The organism is Streptosporangium sp. NPDC020145 (assembly GCF_040631275.1).
GTDB lineage: Bacteria > Actinomycetota > Actinomycetes > Streptosporangiales > Streptosporangiaceae > Streptosporangium.
This window is the reverse complement of sequence record NZ_JBEXZT010000003.1, coordinates 328,024-340,845: the sequence shown is the minus strand read 5'-3', so window position 1 is coordinate 340,845 and position 12,822 is coordinate 328,024. Positions and strand designations below refer to the sequence as shown.

Here is a 12,822-nt window from a genome sequence, read left to right as displayed (position 1 = left end):
AGACTTTCGGCGGAGTGCCGAAACGCCGTCACGGACCTACCCCCAGGCAGCACGAAGGACTCGTGCGGTATGGAGGCGTGTTCGTGATCAGCTGATCAGCGAAAGCCTGTCGGGCCGCATCACTGTGCCAGGAACATTACAGCGATCATCCGACAAAATCAGACGAGCGGTGGGGCCTTCCTGGCTGATCCGCGGTAAGTCTCGGCAGGGTAACGTTCGGCGCTCTCGTCGAGTTTGGTGTGGGCGACCTCGACGAGGTCGACTTCCAATACGTCAGCGAGACGGACCAGATAGGTCATGACGTCCGCCAGTTCCGACCTGACGCGATGGGCCGCAGCCTCGTCGTCCATGACCGCCGCTGTCTCCTCAGGGGTCAGCCACTGCAACTCGGCGAGTAACTCGCCGACCTCTCCGGCCAGGGCCATGGCCAGGTTCTTCGGCGTGTGGAACTGCTCCCAGTCCCTGTCCTGCGCGAATCGCCGCAACCGGTCGGTCAACTCTTCAAGCCCCGTCATGAAGGCACGGTACAGGGAGGGGGTCGTTGGAGTCCGGTTGAGACCCCAGAGGGGAGGAACACGACGTGACCGGCCCTACGGCAGAGGCGGCGCGTGTGGTTCACGAGATACACCTCCACAGTGCCACCTCTCGCAGGATGATGACGAATCCGCGGCCCTCTACATATGGCCTGTTCTGTGGTGGAACGCCGACCAAATCAGTCAGCTGGATTTCGGTCTCACGTATCAGTGTCGTACAGCCGAGGAGGGAACCTTCTCCGGAACAGAACGGCACTCCTCTTCGAGCGTGTCGAGGAGTGCCCTGGCGGCCTGGCGGAGTCGGGTGCGGCGGGCGCTGAGATCCTCGGTGAACGTCCGGGCCTTCGGTCCCGTCCACACCTTCTGACCGGTGAACTGCCCGTGGGCGGGGTCGAGTGCGGCCTCCAGAATGGCGATCCGCGCCCTGACCTCAACCAATGTCTGTTCCAACACCTGACGCCGTGGGTTGGGCACCAGATCTGTCATGTATCCCTCTTCGGATGCCGATACACCGGACGGATCTATTGGACATTATTGGATCTACAACACATCGGCCAGCCCCGGAGGAATTTCATGGGACGTTCTGTACGGCTCGGCGTCGCGGTCTGCGCGGTGACGTTGCTGACGGTGGCCGGCTGCGGTGGCAGCGGCCCCACGGCGGCCGAGGCGGGGGAGACGCTTAAGGCACACATCACCGAGCTGATGAAGCAGCGCCACGCTCTGGACGTTCAAATCACCGATTCGGGCGGGCGTGATGTTCCCTGCGGTGAAGGCAAGGCCAAGCGAACCTTCGCGGCGATCGGCAGAGACCCTAACCCGCGAACCGAAGCGGACAGTCTCAACAGCCTCCTACTAGGAGCCCTTTCCGGAGTAGCCGACTATCGTATTGTCGAAGATCATGGCGATGCCCCTCTCAAGCTTGCCAACGACGAGTACAAGACAAAAATGACCTTGGAGTCGCCGGGTAACGGAAAATATTCGGTTAGTGGCGAGACTGAGTGCCTGCCGACCTCGTAAATCAGCTATCGAAGACCAGGGCGCGTGCTCGGCCACGCTTATTACCACTCTCGAACCAGTTCGCTGTGTCGTTGGACAGCCTTCCGAGCGTCGGCTTTTCGTTCTCACTCCCCATCCCATTGGCGGCCATCCATCTCTCAAAGCTCTCCAACCCCTTGTTGCCCTGCTTGATCAGTTCGGAGAACGGCCTGAGGTTGCCCTTGGCGTCGGTGAGGGACACGCCCGGCGGGCAGTTGGCCTGCCACTCGGCGGGTGTCACCTTGGGGGCGAAGCCGTTGGCCATGAGGATCTGCGCGTACGTGTGCTGGCGGCCGAGGGTCTCGATGGCGTCCTTCTTGTCGGCCCGGTCCACCCGGGTCTCGTCCTCTTCGCCGAAGACGTCGTTGGCGGTGTCGTAGGTGGAGATGGAAAAGCCCACCAGGGTCCAGAAGTACGAAGCCGCCACGGTCGGAGAGAGGTAGAGGCCCGCCAATCCAACGGCGGTGTCGCGCAGATACTTGAACGCGTCCGCCTGCTTCTTGTCGATCTTGTCCAGGTTGCCTTGGACCTTCTCGACGGCAGCCAGCTCGAAGCCGCGTAGGTTGCCCAGGGCGGTGAACACCTGGTCCATCCGTTTGACGTCACCACTGCTCCGCGCCGCCGCGGAGGCGTCGGTGATCAGTTTCATGCTGAGGACGCCCATCCCCTTCTCGAACGGGGCGAGGTTCTTGTCGGAGTCGGCGAAGGTCTTCAGGAAACGGTAGGTGTCCTTCGGGCTCAGGGTGAACGCCGACGTCATGCCGAAGGCCGAGGTGAAAGGCTTCAGCGTGCTTTTCTCGGTCATGTTGGCGTCGCCGATGTTGGCGCCCTCGGTGAGCTCGGCGGCGTAGGCGCCGGCCAGTTCCGACAGGAAGACCCTGGCCTTCGGCGCGACCTCCATGGGTTTGCCCGGAGTTTCCTCGGTGCCGTCGGTGTCTCTGAGGTCTCCCATGATGAGCATGGTGTTGAAGGCGAACTCCGCGGCCTCGGGGCTGTGCGGACCCTTGTCGTAGGCTCCGCCAGCTGCGGCGAGCATCCGGCCGAACTCCGCGCTGACATCGAAGTCCATCCCTCCGGGACGCTTGAAGGGCAGCGGCGTCTCCGTACGGTTGAGCTCGGTGAACAGGTCTCTGAGGTCCGCGCGCGGCATGGCGTTGAACAGGTCTCTGGCGACGTCGGGGTTGTTCGCCAGGGCAGGCAGGAACGGGACGAGGTCGGTCTTCCACCGTCGCGGACGGGTGCCGTCGCCTTCGCCGTCCGCCTTTCCCACCTTGTCCTTCACCAGGGCGGTGAGCCACGCGGCGGGGAACGTTCCGTACTGCAGCAGGGACGCCAGCTCGCCGTCCGAGGCCTTCTTGAGGCTGGCCGTCTTCCACGCGGAGCCGAGCAGTCCCGGCTGTGCCCCGATCGCCGTGCCCAGCGCGTCGCCGATGGTCCGCTGGTGCTTCTCGGCGGTCTTCCTGTCGTACCGTTCCAGGCGGTGGATCATGTCCTGTACGCCCTTGGGGCCGATGACCCGGAAGAACCCGGCGGCGAGGTAGGGGTCCTTCTGCCCGTCGGCGAGCTTGTCGAGAATCCGGTCGTAGGCGGTGTCCGGCAGGCCAAGGGAAGACGGGGGAAGCTGCCCGAGCTGGAAGGCGAGCTCGGTGCCCTGCTTGGCGCTTTCGCCCGCTGAGGATTTCCCCGTCTTCTCGTTGTATGACAACAACCCCCACTCGACCGGATCCCGGGGTTGCCCATTGGTCCATGCCGAGATCGGCCCCGGAAGGCCCGATGCCTCTCCCAGCATGGGGAGGTCTTGATTGATCGTCTGCAGGCGCTTACGCAGCCCTGGCAGCTCGCCGTCGATCCAGCCCTCGATCTCCTTGATCGGCCGCAGTCCCACCGCCGACACCTCGGCCCTCGCCAGCAACTGCCGGATCCGCTCGGACTGCTCGCCGATCACGTCGCGGCCACGTTCCAACGCGCCGATGAAGCCCTGCATCAGCTCGGGGTCGATCCCGCTGAAGTCCGGTGACAGAGGCCCCGCTCCCGACGTCATCGGCTCCACCGCATCCTTTCGTCCTATATGTAGTTATTTCACTCTAGCCATGTAGTAGGGATATCAAGTGCTGAATATGAGATCTGTGTGACATAGGGGCAATTGTCGATTTAGTAGGTGCTCCTATCGGGATTCACCATCCCAAACGCGGCATGGCGGGCACTCATGGGAGAGGTAGACCCGCCCTGCGACACCATGAGACGACTCGCGACTCCGCTACTCGCCCAGCCGGGCGAGCCCTTCCTCAAGTCTCCGCAGTTGAGAACGTGTGGCGACGATCCGCTTTCGGACTTCCTCCACACGGCCTGCGATAGAGGGCGGTGTCCTCGCCGAAGCGGGTGAAAACCTCGACGCCGTTCCGATGGCGGCCGAGCTCATCAAGGTGACAAAACATGATCAGATCAGGGCAGACGGAGGTAACGTCAGGCACGTCGAGGTCTTCCAGACAGACGGTTTGAGAGTTTTTCACCGAAAACCTCGACCCCTGTCCGGCCGCCGCGCGCACCGCCCACGCACCCAACTGCGAAGAACCACTTCAGGAGCCGACGATGGATGACGACATTCAGCTGATCAGTGACGGCGATGGCCTTGCGGTCATCGGAAGTCCGACGGCTGTCGAACGCTTCCTCGTCTCCGAAGGGCTGCCGTCGAAGGACCTCGGACTGCCAAGGCTCGGCTCCACCTTCGGCGCCGTGGCCGGGGCCGCGCAGCTGGGTTCCGAGGTCGCGGCCAACTCGGGCCGTTGGGTGAAGTTGACCAAGGAGTCCGCGCGAGCTCTCAAGAAGTACGAGCTGATGAAAGGTTCGACCGCGGGTGCCAGTCGTGCTGTCTTGACGGAGAAGGGCAAGATCAAGGGAATCCTCCAACTGACGAGGACACCCGGATCACTCCTGGCCAATCCGGCGATTCTGGCCGGTGCCGCGGGGCTCATGGCGCAGCTCGCGATGCAGCAGACCATGGACGAGATCACCGACTATCTCGCCGCGATCGATGAGAAGGTCGACGATGTGCTCCGCGCCCAGAAGGACGCGGTGGTGGCGGACATGATCGGAGCGGGTCTCGTCATCGAGGAGGCCATGACCGTCCGGGAGCAGGTGGGCCGGGTCTCCGAGGTCACGTGGTCGAAGGTCCAGGCCACGCCGATGACGATCGCGCGAACCCAGGCCTACGCGCTGCGTCAACTCGACGCGCTCGCCGAGAAACTGGAGAGCAAGACCAAGATCGTTGATCTCGCCAAGGCGTCCAAGGACGCGGAGTCCACCGTTCGAGAGTGGCTCGCCGTTCTGGCTCGTTGCTTCCAACTGCACGACGCGATCGCCGTGCTCGAACTCGACCGTGTGCTGGACGCGTCTCCGGATGAGCTGGACCGGCATCGCCTCGCACTGCGAGTCGCCCGGCGGAACCGGATGGAACTCATCTCCCGGAGCACCGAGCGTCTGATGGCCCGCGTCGTCGCCGCTGCCGGTGCGGCCAACACGAAGGTGCTGCTGCACCCGGCCGCGTCCCCGGCCGTGGTGCATGCGGGCAACCATGTCGCGATCGCCGTCGTCGACTTTCACGAGCGGCTCGGGATCGAGCACGGTCGGCAGTCGTTGGACGCGAGACGATGGGGGGACGCGGCCGCGGAGGCGAGGGACAAGATGCTCGAAACGGGAGCAGAGGGGGTCGATGCCGCCAGGCGCCTCGGCAACGAGACCCTCGACCGAGCCAGATCGGTGACGGGCAGGCTCTCCAGCGGGATCGCCGGGCGAGTGCTCCGTCGGCGCGGGGACGACGAGGAGCCTGAAAGGCCGGTATGAACGCGCCGGTCGTTACGGGAGGCCGACGCGTTCGGCCCCACCTGCGCCCTTGATCGCGATGAGCGGATCACTGATGGAGCGGGCGGGGGGGAAGCGGTCGGGAACATGAGGCACGGCCGGCCCGCCGTCAGCGGCCGGGCAGAGGGGCGAAAGCCCGCCCCTGACCTGCTGTTCGAGGTCAGGGGGTGGCGCATCGGGGTCAGGCCCGGGTGTTGTCCTTCGGGGTGCAGCGCAACACCATCCGCCTGCGGCGTTTCGACGTGCGTCAGGCCTGGGCGTTGTCCTTCAGGGTGCCCCAGCCGTGCCAGCGGTCTATCTCTATCAAGGCGCTCACCCGGCCGCGGTCCCGGCGGGGGTACTTCTCTCCGGTGTAGTGCTCGGAGACCCGGTCGATGTCGGTCAGGTCCTTGTCGTCGCGGATCTCGGTGACGCGGCCGATGACGCTGATGTGGGTGTACCAGTCGCCCTCGTCGAGCACGGTGAGGGTGACGCGGGGGTCGTTGCGGAGATGGTCGAGACGTTTGCGGCCCTCGTCCATGTTGACCAGGATCCGGCCGTCGTCCCAGAGGTACCAGGTGGCCGTGGAGACCGGCTGGCCGTCGGGCTGGAGCGTGGCGATGACGGCGGGGTTCGCCTTCCTGAGTACGGCGACGGCCTCTTCGGGAAGTGGCGGCTTCGACATGATCTCTCCAGTCCTTGATCATCCGGTGTGTGCGTCCACGGTGCCACATCCCCCGTGGGGGCGGTTTCGCGGCCCTATGCGAAGGACGTTTTCTCGGAGATGGGGAAGTGTTGGTGACCCAGGACCGCCAGAAGGCGGAGCTTCTCGTGGGCCTCGGTGTGCGGGGGAGCGGTGAGCACGAGCAGGGCCTGGGACTGGTCCTCGGTGAACAGGACCTGACAGTCCAGCTCGATCGGGCCGAGTTCGGGGTGGATCAAGGTCTTGTGATCCTCGAAGCGCCTGGCGACCTCGTGCCGGTCCCACAGTTCGGCGAACTCGGCACTCGTCTTCCGCAGCGCCCGGACCAGCTCGCCCGCCCTGGAGCGGGGGCCCATCGATCCGTAGGCGGCCCGCAGGTTCGCCACCTGGGTGCGGCTGTGCCTGTCGTGGTCCTCCTCGGGGTAGCGCGACCGCGCCGAGGGGTCGGTGAACCAGCGGTAGGTCTCGCTGCGGGCCAGGCCCGTGTGGTGGGACCTGTCGCCGAGCAGGGCGTCGGCCATCCGGTTCTGCACCAGCGGTTCGGCCAGGTTGGACATGATGAGCGCCGGGGTGTCGTCGAGACGGTCGAGCACCCGCAGCAGGGCCGGAGCCACGTGCGCCGCGACCGAGACCGGCGCCGGAGGGTTGTGCCCCGCCATCTGGAACAGGTAGTCACGTTCGTCGGCCGTCAGCCGTAGCGCGCGGGCGAGCGAGGCGAGCATCTGCTCACTCGGCTGCGGGCCGCGCCGCTGTTCGAGTCGCGTGTAGTAGTCGGCCGACATCGCGGCGAGGGCCGCCACCTCCTCACGCCGTAGCCCCGGGGCCCGGCGGCGCGCGCCGGTCGGCAGGCCCACGTCCTGCGGCTGGAGCGCCTCACGACGGCGGCGCAGGAAGTCGGCGAGTGCGCTGCGATCCATGGATTCAGTATCCGCTCCACACTCCCGTGCCGAGGGCCGTGAACCAGGGATCGCCGATCCCCCGATGGGGGGTTCCCTGCACACGAGGGAGGCCCCGGAGCAGGCTGGACGTATGAACATCTCAGGGAACACCGTCTTCATCCCGGGCTCGACGAGTGGCATCGGCCTGGCTCTCGCCCTCGAACTGGAGGCCAGGGGGAACAAGGTCATCGTCGGCGGCAGGCGCGTGGACGTGCTCGAACGGATCGCCGCCGAGCATCCGGGCGTCGACACCGTACGGATCGACACGGCAGACCCCGCGAGCATCGAGTCCGCCGCCAAGGAGGTGCTGGCCGGGCACCCGGATCTCAACGTCCTGATCACCATGGCCGGGATCATGCGCGTCGAGGACTGGCACCGGCCGGAGACGTTCCTCGCCTCGGCGGAGGAGATCATCACCACCAACGTGCTCGGCCCGATCCGTCTCATCGCCGCCTTCGTCGAGCACCTGAGGGAGCAGCCGGACGCCACCATCGTCACCGTCTCCTCGGGCCTGGCGTTCGCGCCGCTTCGGGCCACACCCAGCTACAACGCCTCGAAGGCCGCGATCCACATGCTCAGCGAGTCGATCAGGCTGCAGCTGGCCGACACGAACGTGAAGGTCGTGGAGCTCGAACCGCCGGCCGTCCGTACGGCCCTGCTGCCCGGCCAGGAGGACAGCGACTTCGCGATGCCGCTCGACGAGTTCGTGACGGAGGTCGTCACCCTGTTCAGGGACCAGCCGGACGCCAGGGAGATCCAGGTCGAGCGGGTGAAGTTCCTGCGCTACGGCGAGGCGCGCGGCGACTACGACCAGGTCGTCGAGACGCTCAACGCCTCCGACCCACACGGCAGGTAGCCAACAGCCGAACGTGTCAGGCCCGTACGGCAGGTGGTGAACAGCCGGACGCGCATCAGATCCGTACGGCGAGCGGTCGAACGCGCGTAGGGCCCGTACGGTGGACGGGCCGCCTCAGGCGTCGCCGACCCACTCCAGAGGGTCGAGGAGAATCCAGAAGCCGTCCTGACCGGCTTCCGCCAGGACCGTCCGCCGGCCGGTGTCCGTCTCGTGAGAGCGGAACTCCAGAGGGATCGGCGTGTCCTCGGACTCGATCCACAGGCGTGCCCGGCCCAGCATGCGCCAGCGGAACTCCAGGGCCGCCGCGCCGAAGGCCACCGAACGGGTGTGGAGCACGCCCGTGCCGTCCGGGGCGAACACCACCTCCTCGCCGACCAGCACGGCCGCCGTACCGCAGGCCGTACGCCAGCGACCGATCGGCCCTCGCTCCAGGACGTCGTCCACGTCAGGGGCTCCCTTTCTCACGCGTCGCATGATCCCAGAGGTCATCACGGTCGAGACGCGAGGGGATCAGCGGTCGGCACGGGGCTGTTCCTCACCCTCGAACACCTCGATCAGCTTTTCGTGGAACCTCTCGTGTTCCCTGTTCTCCCTCGACCAGGACGGGCTGGTCACCACTGACGTTTTGGCGTCCGCGAGGGAAAGGGAGAGCACTTTGGAGACGAGGTATATGGACTCCACCATCGAGCGGCCGTCTCTCTTGAGGGCGGCGATCAGCTCGGCCGGTCCTCTTTCTCCGGCGCCTTGTTCGATCAGGCTCACCGACAGCAGCTCCAGCTCGTCCCGGTCCATCTAGGAGCCGGACACCGGGGAGCAGCTGTAGGTCATGAGGTAGATCTCCATGGAGATCGAGCCGGGAGGGGCGGCGAGGTCGTGGAAGTTGCGGGTCACGGCGGCGCCGAAGATGCGCGGGTAGGTCTCGCGGATGGCCGTGTTGACCCGGGTGGCCAGCCGGACGCCGTTGTCCGCGCCGCCGTCGGCGCCGAAGGTCAGCACCATGCCGGCGTGCCGTCCGGCCAGCTGGTCGCGGTGCCGCAGCAACTCCTGCCTGACCTGTACGGCGAGCGCCTCGTCACGCATGCCCGGGGAGAGCTGGAAGGAGATCGTGATCGGCTTCGCCTGGACGTCCCCGAGGCGGCTGACACAGGGGGACGGAGTGGGTTTGCGGGGGGAGCGAGGCTTGGTGGTGGGCACAGTGGTGGGCACGGTGGCGTCCGGTGAGGGCCGGTCGGGCGTGGGGGTGGGGGTCGGCAGGGCCCGGACGGTGTCCCGCAGTGGACGGGTGGTGCCCGTGGCCGTGGGACTCGCCCCCTCGGAAGGCCGGGGGGCCGTGGAGGACGGAGCCTCCGTGGAGGGCTGTGATTCCGTGGTGGGCTGGGGCTCCGTGGTGCCCTGAGGCTTCTCGTCGTCCTGAGAACCGGTGCCGGTGTCCTGGGGTCCGGCGGTCTCGGGCTTCCCCGCGCTCTGGGAGGCGGCCGAAGCCCGAGTGTCCGCCGACGCCTGAGCCCCTGCCGTGGGGCGGGTCTCCGCGGCGGCCTGGGACGGAGCGGCGGGGGACTGGGCGCCCAGCATGATGATCGTGACGCCGAGCAGCAGGTCGGCGAAGAGCCAGCCCGCCAGCAGAGTCGAGGTCGAGGTCCTGCGGCGGGGGGTCACCGGACCCGCCGGACGTCCTGGTCGCCCTCGGCACCGCTCACCCGGGAGCCGTCGGTACCGCCGACACGAGAGCCGTCGCGGTAGTCGTCGTCCGAACGAGCGTCCGAACGAGCGCCCGCGCGGGCGGCCAGGCGTTCGACGCGGGACAGACGAGTCTCGGTGGTGGCCGACCAGCCTTCGAGGGCCTCCCTGATCTCGGCGCCGGTGCCGCCGAAGGTGCGGCGGAACTCCTCGGTCGTGCCGAGGAGGGTGTCGTTGACCCGCTCCCCGAGGAGGTCGACGGCCTTCTCCGTCGAGGAGCCGACCGCGTCGATCGACAGGGCGGCGCGGTCGACCGCGTAGCCGATGCTCTTGGTGGCGTCGACCAGCTTGTCGATCCGGCTGTCCAGGCCCGAGACGGTTCCCTGCACCGAACGCATGGAGCGGACGAGCTCGTCGTTGAACGAGCGCCGCATGTCGAGGGTGGTCTGCGAGATGGTCGTCGAAAGCTGGTTGCCCGCCTTGGCCACGGCCTGGCCGGTCTTGGTGCCCGCGCTGTCGATCATGGCCGAGGCCCGCGCGACGACCGTGGTGAGGTCGTCGCAGGTGCTGTTGACGGCCGCCAGCTGCCTGCCGAGGAGCTCGACGCCGTCGCGCACGTCGAGCGCGCTCGCGGTCAGCGCGTCGGTGGTCTTCCTGGTGGCCTCCAGGGTCAGGGTGAGCGCCTCGACCAGTTCGGTGTGCACCTTGCGCGCCATCGTGCCGACGGAGCCGATGTCGGCCGCCGTCTTGCTCAGTTCGGTGCCGAAGCGGGCGGGGGAGGACAGCCGTACGGCGCCGAGCAGGAGGCTCGCCCGGGTCAGCGCGGCGCGCAGCCGTACGCGCAGGGCGGCCAGGTCGCGTTCCGCGTTCTCCTCCTTCCTGTTCTTCGTGACGTTCTCCAGGACCGTCCAGAGGATGAGGCAGAAGATCGCCGCGAGGGTGCACAGCGCGATGTTGTCGAACTTGAAGAACTCGGGCAGCCTGCCGTCGAAGCCCTGCTGCCACATCTCAAGGAAGGGGCGGCGGGCCGCCTCCGGGCCTCCCTCGTCGAGGACGTCGCCGTAGGCGCCCGTGGCCATCATCAGTCCGAGCCAGGTGATGAAGATCGGCACGAAGACCAGGGCGGGGCCGACCGCGGCGCCCAGCCCGAACCGCCGTCCGCGCTCCTGCCCGGCGTCGGTGAGGATGGTGTCTTCGGGGGAGAAGGCGGCGAACAGGTCGATCTCACACCAGCGTTCCGCCTCGCCGGGGTCGACGACCGCCTCGGCGAGGTCGTACAGCTGGTCCTGGCGGGCCGCCAGGTGGGGGTGATCGGCAAGCTCGCGAAGCTCGGCGGCAAGCTCCTGGTCCGTCACGGACACTCGACGTCCCCTCCTCGATGACGCTGGGCGCCGCCCGCCGGTCCGATGGACCCGGTGCACGCCGCCGAAAAGCGTGATCATTTCGGCATACGGCGGATCTGTCAAAGGAAGAAAGGCGTGATCGTTACGGTGACACGGAGAATCGCCGTAATGACGGGTTGTGTCCTTCGTGCCGGATGTTCAGACGTCATCCGGTCGCGCGCGGGGCGCCCTGAGACGCCGTACGGCGGAGGCCACGGCGGCCAGCAGCGCGAGGAACAGCAGCCCGCCCCGTACGGCACGGGCGTCCGGGTGACGCCAGGGAAGCCGGGGGAACCGGGAAGGCCGTCTGGGAGGCTCGGGGCGGCGGGCGGCCGGGGCGGGGACCGTACGGTAGACCTCGTCGAGGATGCGGTTGAAACGTCGTTCCCTGCGGGTGCCCGCGCTCACCAGGCGGCGTCTCCTGGCGTCGGTCCAGAACCGCCACCCCATGGGGCCGGCCAGCACGACCGCCGCGACCGACCGCAGGTGCGCCTCGGTGATGGCGCGCAGTTCCCACATCATCAGCCAGTGGTTGACGATCATGTTGACGTACATGTGGGCGCGCTGCTCGTCCGCGTCCTGGGAGGTGAAGAACGTCCCCCAGCAGGCCCGGTAGAGCGGGTCGTCCATGGCCATCCGCATGAGGTCGGTGTGCAGGGCGCGCAGCGTCTGCTCGCGGCCCGCCTTGGCCTCGCGGGCCTGCAGGATCAGCGAGGCCGTCACCCCCATGAGGGCGAAGACGGCCAGGACGGCCGAGGCCGCCCCGTAGGTTTGGCCGATGTCGCTCAGCCTGCTCCAGTCGGCGCCCTGGTCGTTGAGCAGGGTGAGGAAGAAGGGAGATATCACCACGAAACCGGGTACCGCCAGAACCAGAAGGAAGAGCAGTGCGATGAGAAGGAAGCGGCGCCCGCCTCCGGCGAGTCGGTTGAACAGGGGGCCGCCGCGCACTACCCGAGCTTTCTGCCCGTGGTCGGTAACAGGGGAGGAAGCGCCTGACGCTCCCGGTCGAGGAAGGGCAGCAGGTCCTCGCCGCGCGCGTAGAGGTCCTCAAGTTCGCGCGTGCAGGCCTCGATCAGACCGGGGTCGGCGATCTTACGGGCGCCGCTGAGCGTACCGCCCTCGTCGTAGACGACCTCGTACATGACCGAGGATCCCAGGATGACCAGCTCGGGCAGGTCGCGGCTCTCGCCCAGCTCCCCGGCGTCCAGGACGCGGATGAGTTCTCCCGCCTGTGCCCTCAGCCGGATGAAGTACAGCTCCCAGCGCAGATAGGGCGTGTACGGCCGCCGCACGACACGCAGGCGGCGCATCGGGAACCCGGGGGCGTCGAGGACGGGACCCTGGATCTCGTCACGGGTCTCGTCGATGATGCGCAGCGCCTCGTCCCAGTCTCCCCGGTCCAGGGCCTGCCAGCTGGGGTTGCGTGGCTCCCGGAACGACTGGCGGTATTCGAGCTTCCAGAAAACCCCTTCGATCTCCTGAAAATATGGCCAGAAATCCGAAATATACTCTTCTGCGCTCAGGGTCTCCGCTTTATATGTGCTTATATCATCAATCATCTGGTATATCCCGTTTTGCGGAGATGAGCTGGTTCCGGGGAATCACCACGAGGCGCTCGTCACGCGAGAGGCTCACCCCTTCGGGGAGCCGGTTCAGGTAGGCCTCGGTGAGGTCGCGGCCGATCACGGCGATGTCCCCGTTGGAGAGTTCCCAGATGTCCGGGCAGTCCGGGCTCGCGGTCGTGTTGCCGAGTTCCAGTGGTGAACTGCCGAGGCGCCTGCGTAGCTCGGCGCGCGGATCGGCCTCCCAAGGACGAGACATGATGCCCTCGATTCGTCGATCTCCCCAACGTCCCCCGAGT

The 12,822-nt window shown here is 67.0% G+C and carries 15 protein-coding genes; 3 read left to right on the top strand and 12 right to left on the bottom strand.

Annotated elements, in window-relative coordinates; translation table 11 throughout:
• Window positions 1-158: 158 nt before the first annotated feature.
• Entirely contained in the window at window positions 159-515 is a 357-nt protein-coding gene (locus ABZ463_RS07075; RefSeq protein ID WP_362773908.1) for a nucleotide pyrophosphohydrolase, read from the bottom strand.
• A gap of 225 nt (window positions 516-740) precedes the next feature.
• Entirely contained in the window at window positions 741-1,019 is a 279-nt protein-coding gene (locus ABZ463_RS07070) for a hypothetical protein (protein WP_362773905.1), read from the bottom strand.
• Window positions 1,020-1,106: 87 nt separating this feature from the next.
• On the opposite strand from ABZ463_RS07070, the gene ABZ463_RS07065 reads away from it, so the two are divergent.
• Window positions 1,107-1,550, top strand: coding sequence for a hypothetical protein (locus tag ABZ463_RS07065; RefSeq protein ID WP_362773902.1), 444 nt, complete (start codon window positions 1,107-1,109; stop codon window positions 1,548-1,550).
• A 1-nt stretch (window position 1,551) separates the two neighbouring features.
• Here ABZ463_RS07065 and ABZ463_RS07060 read toward each other — a convergent pair whose 3' ends face one another.
• The gene (locus ABZ463_RS07060; protein WP_362773899.1) at window positions 1,552-3,609 is read right to left on the bottom strand and encodes a hypothetical protein; all 2,058 of its coding nucleotides are present in this window, start codon (window positions 3,607-3,609) and stop codon (window positions 1,552-1,554) included.
• A gap of 548 nt (window positions 3,610-4,157) precedes the next feature.
• Between ABZ463_RS07060 and ABZ463_RS07055 the strand changes: the two genes are divergently transcribed.
• Window positions 4,158-5,408, top strand: coding sequence for a hypothetical protein (locus tag ABZ463_RS07055; protein WP_362773896.1), 1,251 nt, complete (start codon window positions 4,158-4,160; stop codon window positions 5,406-5,408).
• Window positions 5,409-5,673: 265 nt separating this feature from the next.
• Here the strand turns inward: ABZ463_RS07055 and ABZ463_RS07050 are convergent, their stop codons facing one another.
• Together ABZ463_RS07050 and ABZ463_RS07045 are read right to left on the bottom strand one after the other, a co-directional pair.
• On the bottom strand, window positions 5,674-6,090 hold the full coding sequence (locus ABZ463_RS07050) for a PPOX class F420-dependent oxidoreductase (protein ID WP_362773894.1): 417 nt from the start codon (window positions 6,088-6,090) through the stop codon (window positions 5,674-5,676).
• 74 nt (window positions 6,091-6,164) lie between these two features.
• Window positions 6,165-7,025, bottom strand: a complete 861-nt coding sequence (locus ABZ463_RS07045) for a helix-turn-helix transcriptional regulator (RefSeq protein WP_352010436.1) — start codon at window positions 7,023-7,025, stop codon at window positions 6,165-6,167.
• Window positions 7,026-7,137: 112 nt separating this feature from the next.
• On the opposite strand from ABZ463_RS07045, the gene ABZ463_RS07040 reads away from it, so the two are divergent.
• Window positions 7,138-7,902, top strand: coding sequence for an SDR family NAD(P)-dependent oxidoreductase (locus ABZ463_RS07040; RefSeq protein ID WP_362773890.1), 765 nt, complete (start codon window positions 7,138-7,140; stop codon window positions 7,900-7,902).
• 114 nt (window positions 7,903-8,016) lie between these two features.
• On the opposite strand, the gene ABZ463_RS07035 is transcribed toward ABZ463_RS07040, so the two are convergent.
• From ABZ463_RS07035 to ABZ463_RS07005, 7 genes are all read right to left on the bottom strand, one after another.
• Window positions 8,017-8,367, bottom strand: coding sequence for a hypothetical protein (locus tag ABZ463_RS07035; protein ID WP_362773887.1), 351 nt, complete (start codon window positions 8,365-8,367; stop codon window positions 8,017-8,019).
• Between the two features lie 45 nt (window positions 8,368-8,412).
• Complete coding sequence (locus ABZ463_RS07030) at window positions 8,413-8,694, bottom strand: hypothetical protein (protein WP_362773884.1); 282 nt, start codon at window positions 8,692-8,694, stop codon at window positions 8,413-8,415.
• On the bottom strand, window positions 8,695-9,558 hold the full coding sequence (locus ABZ463_RS07025; protein WP_362773881.1) for a hypothetical protein: 864 nt from the start codon (window positions 9,556-9,558) through the stop codon (window positions 8,695-8,697).
• On the bottom strand, window positions 9,555-10,940 hold the full coding sequence (locus ABZ463_RS07020) for a hypothetical protein (protein ID WP_362773878.1): 1,386 nt from the start codon (window positions 10,938-10,940) through the stop codon (window positions 9,555-9,557). Before ABZ463_RS07020 ends, ABZ463_RS07025 begins: the two co-directional genes overlap by 4 nt.
• Before the next feature lie 180 nt (window positions 10,941-11,120).
• Window positions 11,121-11,909: a DUF6082 family protein gene (locus ABZ463_RS07015; protein WP_362773875.1), complete on the bottom strand. Its 789-nt coding sequence runs from the start codon at window positions 11,907-11,909 to the stop codon at window positions 11,121-11,123.
• Window positions 11,909-12,520: a DUF6879 family protein gene (locus tag ABZ463_RS07010; RefSeq protein WP_352010443.1), complete on the bottom strand. Its 612-nt coding sequence runs from the start codon at window positions 12,518-12,520 to the stop codon at window positions 11,909-11,911. The genes ABZ463_RS07015 and ABZ463_RS07010 overlap by 1 nt, the downstream gene beginning before the upstream one ends.
• A complete protein-coding gene (locus ABZ463_RS07005) occupies window positions 12,513-12,782 on the bottom strand; it encodes a hypothetical protein (protein ID WP_352010444.1) in 270 nt (89 codons plus the stop codon). Before ABZ463_RS07005 ends, ABZ463_RS07010 begins: the two co-directional genes overlap by 8 nt.
• Window positions 12,783-12,822 lie beyond the last annotated feature (40 nt).